The organism is Thauera humireducens, from assembly GCF_001051995.2.
Lineage (GTDB): Bacteria > Pseudomonadota > Gammaproteobacteria > Burkholderiales > Rhodocyclaceae > Thauera > Thauera humireducens.
This window is the reverse complement of sequence record NZ_CP014646.1, coordinates 1,805,706-1,821,727: the sequence shown is the minus strand read 5'-3', so window position 1 is coordinate 1,821,727 and position 16,022 is coordinate 1,805,706. Positions and strand designations below refer to the sequence as shown.

16 protein-coding genes are annotated in these 16,022 nt (G+C 66.4%); 8 read left to right on the top strand and 8 right to left on the bottom strand.

Annotated features, from left to right (window positions below; translation table 11 throughout):
* Positions 1–4: 4 nt before the first annotated feature.
* From npdG to AC731_RS08635, 3 genes are all read right to left on the bottom strand, one after another.
* Complete coding sequence (npdG, locus tag AC731_RS08645) at positions 5–685, bottom strand: NADPH-dependent F420 reductase (RefSeq protein ID WP_048705216.1); 681 nt, start codon at positions 683–685, stop codon at positions 5–7.
* 223 nt (positions 686–908) lie between these two features.
* A complete protein-coding gene (locus AC731_RS08640; RefSeq protein WP_048705213.1) occupies positions 909–2,234 on the bottom strand; it encodes a hypothetical protein in 1,326 nt (441 codons plus the stop codon).
* 2 nt (positions 2,235–2,236) lie between these two features.
* Complete coding sequence (locus tag AC731_RS08635; protein WP_237266630.1) at positions 2,237–3,358, bottom strand: MBL fold metallo-hydrolase; 1,122 nt, start codon at positions 3,356–3,358, stop codon at positions 2,237–2,239.
* A 14-nt stretch (positions 3,359–3,372) separates the two neighbouring features.
* On the opposite strand from AC731_RS08635, the gene arsC reads away from it, so the two are divergent.
* The 5 genes from arsC (at position 3,373) to AC731_RS08610 (ending at position 7,063) form a co-directional block, all read left to right on the top strand.
* A complete protein-coding gene (gene arsC, locus AC731_RS08630; RefSeq protein WP_048705208.1) occupies positions 3,373–3,795 on the top strand; it encodes an arsenate reductase (glutaredoxin) in 423 nt (140 codons plus the stop codon).
* Positions 3,773–4,525, top strand: a complete 753-nt coding sequence (gene arsH, locus AC731_RS08625; RefSeq protein ID WP_048705205.1) for an arsenical resistance protein ArsH — start codon at positions 3,773–3,775, stop codon at positions 4,523–4,525. The genes arsC and arsH overlap by 23 nt, the downstream gene beginning before the upstream one ends.
* Positions 4,526–4,591: 66 nt before the next feature.
* A complete protein-coding gene (locus AC731_RS08620; RefSeq protein ID WP_048705203.1) occupies positions 4,592–5,179 on the top strand; it encodes a sigma-70 family RNA polymerase sigma factor in 588 nt (195 codons plus the stop codon).
* A gap of 178 nt (positions 5,180–5,357) precedes the next feature.
* Positions 5,358–6,821: a permease gene (locus AC731_RS08615; protein WP_048705201.1), complete on the top strand. Its 1,464-nt coding sequence runs from the start codon at positions 5,358–5,360 to the stop codon at positions 6,819–6,821.
* A 2-nt stretch (positions 6,822–6,823) separates the two neighbouring features.
* Positions 6,824–7,063, top strand: a complete 240-nt coding sequence (locus AC731_RS08610; protein WP_048705198.1) for a thioredoxin family protein — start codon at positions 6,824–6,826, stop codon at positions 7,061–7,063.
* A 70-nt stretch (positions 7,064–7,133) separates the two neighbouring features.
* Here the strand turns inward: AC731_RS08610 and AC731_RS08605 are convergent, their stop codons facing one another.
* The 5 genes from AC731_RS08605 to AC731_RS08585 form a co-directional block, all read right to left on the bottom strand.
* Positions 7,134–7,445, bottom strand: a complete 312-nt coding sequence (locus AC731_RS08605) for a hypothetical protein (protein ID WP_048705196.1) — start codon at positions 7,443–7,445, stop codon at positions 7,134–7,136.
* 60 nt (positions 7,446–7,505) lie between these two features.
* Positions 7,506–7,961, bottom strand: a complete 456-nt coding sequence (locus tag AC731_RS08600; RefSeq protein WP_048705193.1) for a nuclear transport factor 2 family protein — start codon at positions 7,959–7,961, stop codon at positions 7,506–7,508.
* Positions 7,962–8,069: 108 nt separating this feature from the next.
* Entirely contained in the window at positions 8,070–10,202 is a 2,133-nt protein-coding gene (locus AC731_RS08595; RefSeq protein ID WP_048705191.1) for an oxidoreductase, read from the bottom strand.
* Between the two features lie 7 nt (positions 10,203–10,209).
* Positions 10,210–11,040, bottom strand: a complete 831-nt coding sequence (locus AC731_RS08590) for an alpha/beta fold hydrolase (protein ID WP_048705188.1) — start codon at positions 11,038–11,040, stop codon at positions 10,210–10,212.
* A gap of 30 nt (positions 11,041–11,070) precedes the next feature.
* On the bottom strand, positions 11,071–12,414 hold the full coding sequence (locus AC731_RS08585) for a spinster family MFS transporter (protein ID WP_048705185.1): 1,344 nt from the start codon (positions 12,412–12,414) through the stop codon (positions 11,071–11,073).
* A 26-nt stretch (positions 12,415–12,440) separates the two neighbouring features.
* Here AC731_RS08585 and AC731_RS08580 point away from each other — a divergent pair, with 26 nt between their 5' ends.
* From AC731_RS08580 to AC731_RS08570, 3 genes are read left to right on the top strand one after another with little or no spacing between them, the layout of a single operon-like run.
* Positions 12,441–13,400 (top strand): SDR family NAD(P)-dependent oxidoreductase, encoded by a 960-nt coding sequence (locus AC731_RS08580; protein WP_237266629.1) that lies wholly within the window; start codon positions 12,441–12,443, stop codon positions 13,398–13,400.
* Between the two features lie 11 nt (positions 13,401–13,411).
* Positions 13,412–14,053 (top strand): nuclear transport factor 2 family protein, encoded by a 642-nt coding sequence (locus AC731_RS08575; RefSeq protein WP_048705180.1) that lies wholly within the window; start codon positions 13,412–13,414, stop codon positions 14,051–14,053.
* A gap of 55 nt (positions 14,054–14,108) precedes the next feature.
* Positions 14,109–15,956, top strand: a complete 1,848-nt coding sequence (locus tag AC731_RS08570) for a long-chain-acyl-CoA synthetase (protein WP_237266628.1) — start codon at positions 14,109–14,111, stop codon at positions 15,954–15,956.
* Positions 15,957–16,022: the final 66 nt, after the last annotated feature.

Sequence of the window (16,022 nt, the reverse complement as noted above, 5' to 3'; positions counted from 1 at the left end):
CGGCTCAGGCGTCGGCGTTCATGTCGAGTTCGCCGGTGATGCACAGGCCGGCGCCATCGACACGATAGGTCTTGTTGAGAAAGATCAGCACCGAGGTCATTGCCTCGGCCGCTGCCGAGTTTGGCAGGGCACCGCCGTGCAGACCGCGCAGGCCGGCGGCATCGGCCAGCGCCATGACCTGGCTGCGGTCGGCCTTGTCATCGCCGAAGACCAGCACGTCGCAGGCGATGTCCTCGTCGGTCGCCAGCTTGTGGGCGGCCACGTTGTGAAAGGCCGAGACCACGCGCACCGCCTCGCCCAGCACCTGCTGCGCGCGCAGCGCCGCGCAGCCTTCGGCCGGCAACTGCACGCGCATCACCTTGGGCGGCATCAGCGGCACGGTGGTATCCACCACCAGCTTGCCGGCCGCAGCCGCGCGGATTTCCTCCAGCGTGGCGACCTGCGACGCAAAGGGCACGCTGACCACGATCAGATCGGCACGGGCGGCGATGTCGGCGTTGAGGCCCGAATCGACGCTGGCGCCGGTCTCCGCCGCCAGCGCGGCGGCCGCTTCGCGGGCCTTGTCCGCATCGCGCGAGCCGATCGCCACGCGCAGCCCCGCCTTCGCCCAGCGGCGTGCGAGCGCCGCGCCCAGCTTGCCGGTACCGCCGATGACGCCAATTGTGTTTGTGTTGTCGATGACCATCCGTATGTCTCCGTGGGGTGAGCGCGATACCCGAAGACTTGCGGGTATGCGTGGTGCTGCCCACGCTACGAGAGTCGATGGCGGAAGGGCATCGTCCGATCGGACGACGCTCTTCTGGCGCAAGCTTCCCGGCGGGCTGTCGGCCCGGCCTGTCGGTCACGACGGACCTCGGCCGGAGATCAACGGCAGCACGGCTAAGGTGTTTGCCGATGGCAGGGAAGGCTCACTGGGCAAGATCCTTCGCACTGGTCACGAACACCGGCGCAAATCCTCCTCCGGGCGTCCGGAAATTCGTCGTCTGTCCCTTGTACAGCCGCGCAGCGACCAGACGGATGGAGCCGGCATACGCATAGGCGCGGACATCAAGCTTCAGATCGCTGCTCTGCCCATCGATCGCAACCCGCCGTTCCGAGGGGAGGGCAAGGTTCTGCGCCACGTAGCCGCCGGCGAGAATCTCCTGCCAGACACGCTGCGTGAGCTTGTCGCCTCGGTAGGTCGCGCGACTGCCGAAACCGGCGAAGGGTTTGAAGAACAGGCCGCGTCGTGCCGCCCATAATGCTTCCGTCTTCTCAGGGGTGACTTCGAGCGTGCGGGGCACCCCCGTGACGAGGCGGTCGATGACGGGCTTGGGAACGCCGAGTTCGGCAAGGCGTGCGGCATCGCTCAGGATGCAGAGGTTGCGCTTGTCCGCATACAGCGCGTGGGCGTGTGGATGCGGGGTCAGCACGATCGCACCGGCTTCGTGGGCCGCCCGCAAGGGCGCCAGCGCCGGTGCCTGCAGGTAGAAATCGGTCAGGCGGTTGTAGACCAGGTCGAGCGGCGCGCCGGCATGCATCAGACGTCCCGATTCGAATGACAGTTCGGCGGGGTCGCAGATGACGGCGTCGATGCCGGCACGGCGGAACAGGTGGCGAAACAGCAGGAACTCGGGATGCAGATACTGCGTCGCGGGGTGTTCGTCCACGATGGCCATGCGGGCGGGCCTGCCGCTTCGCCCCTGCAGCGACCATTCGGCGAAGAAGTCGTCCAGCCAGCGCTGGTCGAGCGTCTCGAGTTCTGCGGTAGGCCGAAGGAAAGGCTGGATCTGCTCGCAGCAGGCTCTCTGCGCGCGTGCCAGGGCGCTGTTGAGCAGGGCGCCGCCAGCGTTGGTGTTGATCTCGATGAGCTGGGGGCCGGCGTCACCCAGATGGAAGTCGAAGCCCATGAACACCGACTGCGGCCCGGGGGTGACGCGGGCAATCGGCGGTGCGCGGTCGAGCGCCATGGCCTGGTAGGCAGGCAGTGCGACGACCGACTCGACCGCTGCGACGATGTGCTCCATGGCCTGTAGGGTTTCGGGCGCAATGAACACGGCGGTCGCGGAGAACAGGTGCGGCCGGCTGTGGCCGATTTCGGCGGCGAGTCCGAGCAGGCTCGGCTCGGCCTCGAGCTGCCGGCGCAAGCGCTCAGGGTCCAGGCTGCGGCAGTCGCACCCCCGGTTGATCGCCTCGGCGATGTCGTGCGCGCCGACTTGCCGGGTGAAGCTGAAATCGCCTGAGTCCATGTCCATGCTCACTGCGCGGCTTCAAGACGCAAATACGCCTGGCTCACGTTCCCCCGATGCAACTCTTCGTAGTTGGCGAGGCGGGCGAATTGTGGTGCATCGCCGAGTTGGGCGACGGCCGCGTCGACACCCACCATGTCTTCGGCCAAGGGCTTGACGCCATTGACGATGAAGGCGAGGTAATCGCCGGTGTCGGCCTGCGCCCGGGCTAGATCGCTCACCGAACCATGACCGGGAACGATGCGGTCTGGACCGAGCGCCATGAGCGCCTCGAATGCACTCAGCCATGTCTCGGCATTGCTCTGCGGCAGGATGCCGAGCAATCGATCGACGTAGACGTGATCGCCCGCGAAAAGAATGCGCTCCTCGGGCAACCAGACGACCACATCGCCCGGAAAGTGGGCATCGGCGAAGTAATGAACCTCGATCTGCCGGCCGCCAAGATTCAGCGTTGTATGTGCGCCTTCGAGGAGGCGGTTTGCGGTGACCGGTTCCGTATCGTCGAGCCGTTCCTTGAGCACCGGACGCAGGCTGTCGAGTTGTGCGTGCGCATTGCGTTGCTGCGTTGCGGCGGTGAGCGTATGGGCGATGACTTCGGCGCCCCGATTGCGGAAGTAGTCATTCCCCAACCAGCGATGATCCTGAGCGCCGGTGTTGATGACCCATCGCACCGGCTTGGCAGTGAGGCGAGAGGCCTCGGCTTCGAGCAGGCGAGCGCCCTGCTGCGACGCGCCACTGTCGATCAGCACAGCGCCTTCGGCGGTATCGATGATCCCGAAGTTGGCATTCAAGCCGTGATTCTGGTAGCTGCGTGCGCCGGAGGGGCCGAGCAGTGCATGGACTCCGCCTGAAAGCTCGTGGTGCGCAAGCGTGAAGCCTTGATCGGCAAACGCGGTCGATGCGAAGCTGAACACAATCGCAAGGCTGAGGAAGTGTCGGGCGAGGGTGTGGACGTGAGGGCTCATTGCTTTGCAGGGGCGGCGTGGCGTGCTGGTGGCCGAAATCGGGTATGACACGGCGTCATGGTGCCAGCACAGGCTGCAGTGAGTCATCGGTTTTGTCGCCCCGGTGGCGGCGCTCGGCGCTTTGGCATGTAACATCGCTGGGCCGGCGTCAGCCACCGCTTTCATGAACAAGGTCATCCATGAGCGACATCACGATCTATCACAACCCGCGCTGCGGCACTTCGCGCAACACCTTGGCGATGATTCGCAACAGTGGCCAAGAGCCCGAGGTCATCGAGTATCTCAAGACCCCGCCCGGCCGCGATCTGCTGCTCGCGCTGATCGCGGCCGCCGGCCTGGGGGTGCGCGGCATCATGCGCGCCAAGGAGGCGCTATTCACTGAACTTGGCCTCGCCGATCCGGCGAAGACCGATGAAGAACTGGTTGACGCGATGATGGCCCACCCCATCCTGATCAACCGCCCGATCGTCGTCACCCCGCTCGGCACGCGCCTGTGCCGTCCGTCTGAGGTCGTTCTCGACATCCTGCCGCAGCCTCAACGTGGTGCCTTCACCAAGGAAGATGGCGAGCGGGTGGTCGATGCGGGGGGGCGCCGTGTCTGAGTCCGCACAAGTTCTGCAAACCACCGACCTGCCCAACGTCGATCCGGTGCTATTCCGCGTGCCCGATCCAGCGCAGTTACGCGCCGCGCAGCCGTCCAGCCATCCGCCACGCATTGCGCTGCTCTACGGCTCGCTGCGCGTGCGCTCCTTCAGCCGCCTGTTGGCCGAGGAGGCCGCCCGACTGCTGCGCGCGATGGGTGCCGAGGCGCGCATCTTCAACCCCAGCGGTCTGCCGTTGCCCGACGATGCGCCCGACACACACCCCAAGGTGGTCGAACTGCGCGAACTCACCCAATGGGCCGAGGGCATGGTGTGGTGCTCGCCCGAGCGCCACGGCGCGATGACCGGCATCATTAAGGCGCAGATCGACTGGATTCCGCTGTCGGTCGGCGCCGTGCGTCCGACCCAGGGCAAGACGCTGGCGGTGATGCAGGTGTGCGGTGGTTCGCAGTCGTTCAATGCGGTCAACCAGATGCGGGTGCTCGGACGCTGGATGCGCATGCTGACCATTCCCAACCAGTCCTCGGTCGCCAAGGCCTTCCTCGAGTTCGACGACCACGACCGCATGAAGCCCTCGGCCTACTACGATCGCGTGGTGGACGTGATGGAGGAACTGGTGAAGTTCACGCTGCTGACGCGCGACATCGCGCCCTACCTGGTCGATCGCTACAGCGAGCGCAAGGAGAGCGCGGCCGAGCTGTCGGCGCGGGTGAATCAGGCGTCGATCTGAGTTCGACTGCCCAGCCACGGCTTTCCTTTCCGAACGTTAACCACTGCCCCAAAAGAGCGCTCCAAGGTGACGGTCCCCTGCCTGCTCGACGCCTGGTCGGCGCATGAATCCGAACTGCTGCGCTACCTGCGCCACCACGTCCGCCCGGCGTCCGAAGCCGAGGATGTACTGCACGATCTCTTCCTCAAGGCTTTGCGCCAGGGCGAGCGCTTCTGTGCGGTGAACAACCCCCGCGCCTGGCTGTTCGAGGTAGCGCGTAACGCGGTTGTCGATCATGCCCGGCGCACGCGCAGCAGCGAGCCGCTCCCCGAGGGTCTCGCCGAGCGCGGGGCCGAACCGGCGGCGATGGGTGCGCAGGCGATGAACGTGCTTCCCGAGCCTGGCCTCGCGCCGGTCGATCTGCTGTCGGCCTGCTTGCCGCGGGTGCTGACCGAGCTTGCTGCGGACGATCGCGAGGCGCTCGAGCTGTGCGACATCGGCGGGATGAGCCAGAAGGCCTTCGCCGCACTCAAGGGTCTGTCACTGCCCGGCGCAAAGTCGCGCGTTCAGCGCGCACGCCAGCGACTGCGGGCACAGTTGCTGTGCGCCTGCCAGGTGCAGCTCGACGAGCGCGGCAAGGTGTGCTGCTTCGTGCCGCGGCCGCCGCCCGGCTGAATTCTGCACAGGCGCGGGTTCATTCGGGCGCGATCGCGGTGGGTTGCATCCTTTTCGGCGTGCGTGCGTCTTCATTGATGAAGCTGCTTGTCGACTGTCGATCTGGGCGCTAGTTTTCGGTTGCAGGCGCGGTCGGTCTCGCACCGGGCAGCACCATTTTCTTGCGGGAGTTCGCGTCATGGACACCATGCTTTCCTCGGTTCTCCCAGTCTTCTACGGCGGGCTGGGCAATCTGGCCGCTTACCTTGCGGCCCATGTGCTGCTGTGCCTGCTGCCCGCGTTCTTCATCGCCGGGGCGATGTCGGCGCTGATTCCCAAGGAGACCGTCACCCGTTTCCTCGGTCGCAACTCCAGCAAGGCAGTGTCGTATCCCGCTGCCGCAGCCGCCGGGTCCCTGCTGGCGGTGTGCTCGTGCACCATCGTTCCGCTCTTCGCCGGTATCTACAAGAAGGGCGCCGGCCTGGGCCCGGCGATCACCTTCCTGTTCTTCGCGCCGGCGGCCAACATCCTGGCGCTGGTCTACACCGGCGGCATCATCGGCCCCGATCTTGCCGCCGCGCGCTTTCTGCTGTCGCTGACCTTCGGCATCGGCATCGGCCTGATCATGGCCTTGATCTTTCGCAGCGACGACGCCGCGCATGACCGTGCCACCGACACCGCCTTCGGTGCGCAGGGCGCCGGGATGGGGCGGATGGCGCTGGTCTTCCTGTTCGTCTGGGTGGCGCTGTTGCTGGCGGGAACGCTGAAGCTCGACGTGCTGACCGGGACGTATCTCGACGTCAGGCTGCCGCTCGCCGACGCGCAGGGCTGGCAGGCCGTGCTCGACCGCCTGGTGCCCTACGACGCCGCAAGAGGCGAGGAGGGCGTGTCGCTGCAGGGCGTGGTGCTGATCGGGCTGCTCGGCGCGATCGGCTTCGCCGCCTGGCGCGGGCTGGAAAACATCGCCGACGGTGCCAATGCATGGACCTGGATCAGCCTCGCACTGATCGCGGCGACCTTGCTGGTGGCCGCGCTGGCGGTGCAGCCGGTGGAAGGCGGGCTCCGCGTCGGCCTCACCGGCAAGTTCTTCGGCGTTGCCGCCGCGCTCGCGGTGCTGAGCTACATCGTCCGTCACCGACTGAACGAGGACGAGCTGCGCGACTGGCTATGGGAGTCCTGGCGCTTCGTGAAGCAGATCTTTCCGCTGCTGGTCGTGGGCGTGTTCATCGTCGGCATGATCCGCGTGCTGATCCGTCCCGAATGGATCCAGATGCTGGCGGGTACCAACTCGCTTACCGGCAACCTGGCGGGCGTGGTGTTCGGCGTGTTCATGTACTTCCCGACCCTGGTCGAGGTGCCGATCGCCAAGATGTTCCTCGAACTCGGCATGCATCGCGGCCCGCTGCTAGCCTACCTGATGTCCGACCCCGAGCTGTCGCTGCAGAGCATCCTGATCATCTCGGCGATCATCGGTCGCAGGAAGACCTTCACCTATGTCGGCCTGGTGGCACTCTTCAGTGCTGCCGCCGGGCTCATCTACGGGGCCTGGATCGACGGCGTTTCGCTGCTCATGCTCGCGCTCTACCTCGCGGGTTTCATCGCGCTGCTGGCGGTGCTGCTGTCGGTCGCAAGCCGCAACGCGTCCTCACTGAAAGGAATCTGATCATGCTCGAAATCAAGGTGCTCGGTCCCGGCTGCGCCAACTGCCGCAAGCTGGAAGAGCTCGTCCGTGACGCGCTCGCGACCACCGGCCTTCAGGCCGAAGTCGTCAAGGTCACCGACATGAACGAGATCCTCGCCTACGACGTGCTCAAGACCCCGGGGCTGGTGATTGGCGGCAAGCTGGTGTCGTCGGGGCGGATTCCGACGACGGCAACGATTGCGGAGTGGATCCGGGCGGCCTGAGGACGCCCGATTCAAGCAGAACGGGCGTCGCGCGTGCCAAGGGCCGCGTCATCCGACCATCGAAGCGGCCCTAGCCGATCTCGGCCAGAAACCGTACGCGCGCGCGCTCCAGCTCCAGCCGTCCCGCATCGTCCGCATGCCGCAGCGCCGTGCCGTGATAGGCCTCGAACGCCGCCTTGACCCTGGCCGCGTCGAGCAGCGGGGCTGGCTCTTGTTCTGCCGCGGCCGCCCAGGCTTCTCCGGGAATGGGCTGGAGCGTTGCGTGCTTGGGGATGAAGTCCACGCCGCCGCTGTCCGCGGCCGCGGTCATCGGGCCGACCTTGGTGTAGTTGCGGCCTTTCCATTGGAAGCGGGTGCCGGTCGGGAGCTTGTCGATCTTCATCGGTCTGTGCGGGAGAGTCGGGGCCGACAGTTTATTTGAAGACGGCGGCGGGCTGCGGGCTCAGCGGCGGCTTCCGGTCCTGACGGGAACGCGCAGGTGCCGGCTGAGGTCGCCGGTGAAGTCGAGCTGGCGGTAGTCGCGTTCGACGAAGCACCATTCGCCGTCGATGCGGGCGAAGCGGTCGTGATAGCGGCCGCTGGCGATGACCTGCAGCGGGAGGTCGTCTGTGGCCTGCATCACGGTGAAGCAGGAGCGGACCCGCGCGGTACCGGCTGCCTCGTCGATGTCGAGGATGGGGTTGGTGACGAGGTGGCGGGTGCGCGGCGTGCCGCAGGGGTGGATCACCAGGATCTTGCGCCACAGGGCGAGCAGGCCATCGGCGTCGAGCGGACCGGCGGCCCCGGTTTCGATGCGGGCGTGGCGGAAGAGGGCGGCAGCGTCCTCAAGGCGGCCTTCGTCGATGGCTTCGGCGTAGCGGTAGAGCAGGTTGCAGATTTCGGTGGCGGAGGTGCTCATCGTGCGCTCCGTTGATGCGCCTGCCGTGTGCGCGGCGGGCGGAGAGAAAAAAGCCGGGTGGCGGCATGAGCGCCGCACACCCGGCCGAGGGACGACGGGATGTTCCGGTCAGGCCGACAGGCCGGCGAGCATGCCGGACTTGACGGCGCCTTCGATGTAGCCGATCTGCGCGCCGTCGCCGACCGAGCTGACCGGCACGCCGGCAGCTTCCAGCGTGCGTGCCAGCGTGTCGTCGGGCCGCGCGCCGACCGCGAGCACCACCGATTCGGCCGGCAGCGTGTGGCTTTGGCCCTCGGCGTCGGTGTACTTCACGGCCTTCTTGTCGATCGACTCGATCCGGACCCGGGTGTGCAGCTCGACGCCATGCTGGCGCAGGGTATCGAGCACGCGCCAGCGGCGCACGATGGACAGCTCGCGACCCAGGCTCGGGCCTTCTTCGAGCACCACGACTTCGCGTCCGCGGTCGACCAGGAACTCGGCCAGTTCGATACCCACCAGGCCGCCGCCGATGATGGCGACCTTCTTGCCCAGCGGCATCCACACGCGCGAAAGGTTCTGGATGGCGTCGGTGCTGTCGGTGACGCCGACCAGGCTGCCGGCCTTCATCAGCGTGCGCTGGGTGAAGGACAGCTTGCGCTTGGCGATCTCTTCGGCGCGGTCGTCGGTCATCAGGCGGCGCAGTTCGTCGCCCGACCACACGTGGTCCAGCTCGGCGCCAGGGATGGGCGGTGCGTTGCGCTCGGCGCCGGTGGCGACGATCACGGCCGTGGCGCCGATCTGCCCGATCAGCTCGGGCGTGGCCACGGTGTTGAGGCGCACGTCGATCTGCAGTTTCCTCATCTGCGTGGTCAGGTAGTCGAGCAGGCCGCCGTTCTCGGCGTAGGCCAGCGCGGCGAAGAACAGGGTGCCGCCCAGCCTGCCGCTGCGCTCCACCAGCGTCACCTTGTGACCGCGCAAGGCGGCTGCGCGGGCTGCCTCCATGCCGGCAGGCCCGCCGCCGACGACCAGCACATGGCCCGGCTTCTCAGCAGGGACCAGCCGGATCTCGGACTCGTGGCCGGTCATCGGGTTGACGGCGCATTTGACGCGCTGGTTGACGAAGATCTGGCTGACGCAGGCGTAGCAGTAGATACAGGGTCGGATGTCTTCGGGGCGGTTCTCGATGAGCTTGTTCGGCAGTTCGGGGTCGGCCAGCATCTTGCGCGCCATGGCGACGAAGTCGCACTGGCCGGCGGCGATGGCGTTGTCCGCGACCTCGGGCTCGAGGCGGCCGACGGCGATCACCGGAATCTTCACTGCTTCCTTGATCTCGGCGGCCCACAGCAGGAAGCCGGCCTTCTGCTGCACCAGCGGGGCCTCGGTGAAGGCGACGCCGGTGCTGGTGTTGGCATAGGCCGATACGCTGACGGCGTCGCAGCCGGCGGCTTCGGCCATGCCGGCGAAGACCTTGGCTTCTTCCAGCGTGATGCCGCCGTCCATGCGCAGCTCGTAGGCGTCCAGGCGCAGCCACACCGGGTAGTCGGCACCGACACGCTGGCGCACGGCGGCAATGACTTCGCGCAGGAAGCGGCCGCGGTTCTCGATCGAGCCGCCGTATTCGTCGTTGCGCTTGTTGAAGTAGCCGGACAGGAAGCCCGCAATGATGTAGGTGTGCGCGGCGTGGATCTCGACACCGTCGAAGCCCGCGCGCCGGGCGCGATCGGCGGCGGCGGCGAACCATTCGATCATTTGCGCGATGTCGGCCTTGTCCATCACGCGGATCTTCACGCCGGCCTTCTCGCGGCCCTTGGACGAGCTGATGAAGGCGCCGAGCTCTTCCTGTGTCAGCGCGGCGAACATGTCGGTCTTGACCGCCGGCGGCATGGACGGCACCCACAGTTCACGGCCCTCGGCGAGGTCGCGCACCGAGGTCTTGCCGGCGTGCTGCAATTGCGCGGCGATCTTGGCGCCGTGCTTGTGCACCCGATCGACGATGCCCTTCAGCCCGGGAATGAACTTGTCGTCCGAGATGCCCACCTGGTAGGGCTCGGCCGTACCGTGCGGGTAGGCGATGGAGACGACGCCCATCGTAAGCAGGCCGGCGCCGCCCGCCGCGCGGGCCTCGTAATAGGCCTGAATGCGTTCGCCGCAGGTGCCGTCCGCCTCGGCGAAGTTGGAACCCATCGGCGCCATGACGATGCGGTTGCGCACCTCCATGGTGCCGATGCGGCCGGGTTGCAGCAGGTTGTCGAAAGCGCCCATGGCGTGCTTACCCCTTGGTCAGGAAATCAATGCAGCTGCGGTTGAACAGATCGCGGTGTTCCACCTGGACCCAGTGGCCGCACTGGTTGAGCAGGATCATGCGCGCGTTCGGGGCGTTCTCGATCACCTTCAGCGCCCCGGTGTGCGGGTTGAACTTGTCGTCGGTGCCCCAGAAACCGAAGATCGGCGCCTTGATCTCGTGCAGGCGGGTCGTCATGTTCGGCACCATCATCGTCGAGAACAGGTTGGCCGGTTGCGACGGTGCGATGGCGGCGCGTTCGTTGATGATGGTGTCGTCGAGCAGCGACGGATCGAACACCTGCAGGCTCATGACGTGGCGCATTTCCGCCGGACCCATCGGCCCCTTGGCAAAGGTCTCGACCATGCGCACGATGCCTTCCATCCTGAAGTAGGTCTCGCGCTCCTCGACCCCGCCGGGTGCCATCAGGATCAGGCGCTCGACGGTATCGGGGTGGGCCAGCGCCTGCCCGATCGAGATCGCGCCACCCAGGGAGTTGCCGAGCAGGGTGCATTTCGTGACGCCGATCTTGCCAAGGAAGGCGTTCAGGTTGGCGACGAAGAAGTCGAGGTTGTACTGGGCGTCGGCGGGCTTGTCCGAGCGGCCGAAACCGGGCAGGTCGAGCACGATGTTGCGGAAACCCGCCTCGACGAAGGCCGGGTAGTTCCCCTTGAAGTTGCTGTAGCCGCTCGCGCCGGGGCCGCTGCCGTGCAGCCAGACCACCACCGGCCCGTGGCCGACATCGAGGTAGTGCAGGCGCAGGCCGTTGTCGAGTTCGGCGAACTGGTCGAGCGGGATGGGCAGATCGGGTGAGGTCATGCGTTTGTCTCCTGAGGCATCGTTGTGTGTTCAGGCACCGACGGCTGCGGTGCGCGACTTTGCGGGCGTCTGGCCCAGCTTGCGGCGATAGGCTGGAATCGCGGCCAGCAGGCAGAGCGCGGTCAGCACATACAGCCCGACGGTGCTGGCCAGCGCGTAGCGCAGTGCTTCCTTGCCGATGCTGGCAGCGAAGAAGTCGCTGAGGCTGCCGACCACGATCGGACCGAGGCCGACGCCGAACAGGGTCATGCCCATGACGAAGATCGCCGTGGCTTGCGCGAGACGGCCCGGCGGGAAGAGGTGGCTGATGGCGCCGAAGCAGGGGACCGCCCACCATGTCGCGGCGAAGCTGAAGGCAAGGTAGAAGTAGAAGGCCTCGGGAATCGGGATGCTACCCAGGTGGAAGGCGATCCCTGCCGGCCACAGATAGAAGCACAAGCCGAGCGGCACGCTGACGAGGCAGGCGAGAAGCGGCACGCCAAGCTGCCAGCCCGGGTCGCGTGCCACCAGACGGTCGGTGAGGCTGCCGCACATCAGCGTGCCGACGGTGGCGCTGAGCCCGCCCCCGAGTCCGATCAGCAGGCCCGCGTGCTGCATGCTGAGATCGTGCGAGCGGATCATGAAGCTGGGGTTCCAGGTGCCGATTGCATACCCCATGATCGCCGCCAGCGTGCCGGCCAGGGTGATCAGCAGGAATGCCGGCGTTGCCAGCAACTCGCGTAGCGTGCTGCGCCAGTCTTCCTTTGCGGCGCCAGCGCTGGCCGCGGGCACGGGGGCCGGGGCGGCCGGGCTGCGCACAGTCAGCCACAGCAGCAGGCCGAGCAACACGCCCGGTGCGCCGATGACCAGGAAGGCGGTTCGCCAGCCATAGGTCTGCGCGATCCAGCCACCGAGCCCCAGACCGAGTACCGCGCCCAGACTCGGCCCCATCAGGAATACCGACAGCGCGCGCGAGCGTTTCTCGGGTGGATAGAGGTCGGACACCATCGCCACCGACGGCGCCGTGCCGCCGGCTTCGCCAACCGCAACGCCGATGCGGAACAGCAACAGCATGGCAAAGCTGGTCGCGACGCCGCACAGCATGGTCATGCCGCTCCAAGCAATGCACGCCAGGGCGATCACGGGCTTGCGGCCGATGCGGTCGGCGAGGCGCCCGAAAGGCAGGCCGAACGCGGTGTAGAAGATCGCAAATGCCACCCCCGACAGCAGGCCGATCTGGGTATCGGAGATGCCGAACTCGATCTTGATCGGCTCGATCAGGATCGAGATGACGAGGCGGTCGATGTAATTGAAGACGTAGATGATCGCCAGCACGGCCAACGCGTAGTGCGTATGCCAGGTGGTTTTATGTGAGCTGCCTTGGGTTGCGTTCACGACCTGCCTCCAGGAGAACTTCCGGAATGCAGGCGGAAAGGGGCCGCCTGCGATCGGCGCTTATCGTCCGTTTGAACAGGGGGCCGGGCATCGTCCGTTCAGACGACAACCGGGGAACGGTCCACGGCAGAGTCGCATTAGTCTTAGTGGACGATGTCCGGTCCTTGCAAGCCGAGAAAACTGCCGCCCATAGCGCCGGGTATCCGCAATGCGTGCGGCCCGGGAACGTACAGGCACAAGGAGGCGGACAGATGGGTTTTGCGGACAAGGTGGTCTTCGTGACCGGGGCCGGCCAGGGCATGGGGCGGGCGATCGTGCGGCATTTCGGCGACGCGGGTGCGTGCGTCGTCGCCGCGGACATCAATGCCGATGCCGCAGCCGCCGCCGTGGCGGGGTATGGCGCGAAGGGCCTTGCGCTGGCGTGCAACGTGTCGGACCCGGCCTCGGTCAAGTCGGCCTTTGATACGGTGGCCGAGCGTTTCGGTCGTCTCGACGTGCTCATCAACAGCGCCGGCATCGGCTCGGTTGATGCATTTCTCGACACGCCCGACGACAACTGGATGCGCGTGATCGGCGTCAACCTTACCGGCACCTTCCTGTGCTGCCGTGAGGGTGCCCGCCTGATGCAGAAGGGCGGCGCCAAGGGCGCCATCATCAATGTGTCGAGCACCGCCGCAATGTCGGGCGAAGGCCCCAGTCACTATTGCGCGTCGAAGGCCGGCGTCATGGGGCTGACGCGAAGCATCGCGCGTGAGCTGGCCGCGAGCGGCATCCGCGTGAACACCATCGTGCCCGGACCGACCAACACGCCGATGATGGCGGGCATCCCTGACGAGTGGATGCAGTCGATGATCAAGGCGATCCCGCTCGGCCGCATGTGCGAGCCGGAGGAGATCGCGCGCGTCGCTGCATTCCTCGCGAGCGAAGACGCCGGTTTCATCACCGGACAGAACATCGCCGTCAACGGCGGCATGGCCTTCATCTGAGCGGGGCTGGCATGACGACCTCCCCGCCGCAGGCCGACCTGCTCGCACGCATCGACCGCCTCGAGTCACTTGACGCCATCCGCCAACTGGTGGGCAAGTATTCGCTGTCGCTCGACATGCGCGACCTCGATGCGCATGTGAACCTCTTTGCGCCGGACATCCGCGTTGGCCGCGAGAAGGTCGGCCGCGCCCACCTCAAGGCCTGGGTGGACGACACCTTGCGCAACCAGTTCTCGGGCACGTCCCACCACCTGGGGCAGCACATCATCGAGTTCACCGACCCGGATCATGCCGTCGGCGTCGTGTATTCGAAGAACGAGCACGAGACCGGGCCTGAGTGGGTCGTGATGCAGATGCTGTATTGGGACGATTACGAGCGCATCGACGGATGCTGGTATTTCCGGCGCCGCCTGCCTTGCTACTGGTATGCCGCGGACCTGAACAAGCCGCCGATCGGCGACCGGAAGATGCGCTGGCCGGGGCGCGAACCCTATCAGGGGACGTTCCACGATCTGTTCCCGTCGTGGAAGGCGTTCTGGGCCGAGCGGCCGGACAAGGAGCGCCTGCCGGAAGTCGCCGAGCCGGCGCCGATGGACAGCTTTCTGGCAACGATGCGCCGAGGCGCGCCCGACCCGCGTATCCGCGTCCGCTGATTGCGCCTGCCCGATAACGATACCAATACATTCACAAATACCAAGGAGATGGACTGTGTCTGAATCCGATTTCATGACGAGGCAGGACGTACGATCGCGGAAGGTGGTGTCGCGCGACGAAACCCAGGCCAAGCTGGATGTCCGTTCGGTCGCTGCGAGCCGGATCAAGCCGGCCGATCGTTACACGCTCGCCGACCGCATCGAGGAAAAGGCGGCCAGCCAGGGGGCACGCACGTTGCTGGTGTATGGCAACGAGCACCTCAGCTATGCCGAGGTCGATGCGCGCGCGAACCAGGTCGCCCATGCCCTGCATGCCCGCGGCTTGCGATGCGGCGACGTCTGTGCGCTGGCCATGGAGAACCGGCTCGAGTTCTTCGTCTACTGGTTCGGTTTGGCCAAGTTGGGCGTGGTCACGGCGGTCATCAACACGCAGGTCACCGGACGTCCGTTGATCCATGCGCTCGAGTCGACCCGGGCGCGGGCCGTCATCGTGGGCGAGGAGTGCCTGGCAAACTTTGCGGTCACGGAAGGCCGTCCCGACCAGCCGCTGTACCTCGTCGCTGACGCCGAGAAGCCCGCGGAGGCCGATCATCGCACGTTCGTCTCGGCCGACATCACGTCGGAAGTGGCGGCGGCGTCCCGGGCGACGTTCCCGCGCCAGGGACGTGCCGAGGTGCGTGCCGAGGAGACGATGCTGCTGATCTTCACCTCCGGCACGACGGGATTGCCCAAGGCTGCGCGATACAGCCACATGCGCTGGATGTCCTCGGGCGACGTCATGGAGGTGACGCTCGGGGTGACGCCCGACGACGTCTTCTATTGCTGCCTGCCGCTCTACCATGGGGCGGCGGCGACCTCGGTGACTTCGACCGCCCTGAAGGCGGGCGCCAGCATCGTGGTGCGGCGCAAGTTCAGCACCCGGGAATTCTGGTCCGACGTACGGCGTAACGGCATTACCATCGTTCAGTACATCGGCGAGATCTGCCGCTACCTGCTCAATGCGCCGCCGCAGCCGAACGATCGTGAGCACAGCCTGCGCTGCATGCTGGGCGCGGGCCTGACGATGGAGAGCTGGACGCGGTGGATCGAGCGTTTCGGTGAGGTGGACATCTACGAGGGCTGGGGCTCGACCGAGGCCAATACCGCGGTGATCAACGTCGACAACGTTCCGGGATCGGTGGGACGTGTGCCCTACTGGGAGAAGTCGAACTTCCGCCTGGTGCGCTACGACGTCGAGACCGAAAGCCATCCGCGCGACGAGAACGGGCGTTACATCCTGTGCAAGCCGGGCGAGGTCGGCGAAGGCCTTGGCTACATCGTCAATCACCCCGACATCGGTGCCGGGCGCTTCGAGGGCTATACCTCGCCCGAGGCGACCGAGAAGAAGATCCTGCGCAACGTGTTCGCCGAGGGTGATGCGTTCTGGAGCTCGGGCGATCTGTTGCGCTATGACGAGGACGGCTACTTCTACTTCGTCGACCGCATCGGCGACACCTTCCGCTGGAAGAGCGAGAACGTGTCGACCGCCGAGGTGGCCGAGGCGCTGGCGGACTACCCTGGCATGGAACTGCTCAACATCTACGGCGTGAAGGTGCCGAATCACGAAGGCCGTGCCGGCATGGCCGCCATCGTGATGCAGCCCGGACACGCGTTCGACCCCAAGGCGTTCTACGAGCTGACCGAGCAGCGCATCCCGCGCTACGCGGCGCCGCAGTTCGTGAGGGTGTCGGCTGCTGCCGACCTGACGACCACCTACAAGCTGCGCAAGGTTGACCTGCAGCGGCAGGGGTACGATCCGCGTGCGTTCGATGACCCGCTTTTCGTGCGCGACGAGAAGGCCGGCACCTATCGACCCTATTCTGAAGAGGTCTTGCGGGATGCGGGTTTCCCGCCGTTCGCCTGAGCGTCGGTGCGACGCGATGACAAGAGGGGCGCCGAGAGGCGCCTTTTTTTCGATCTAGTCCATTCG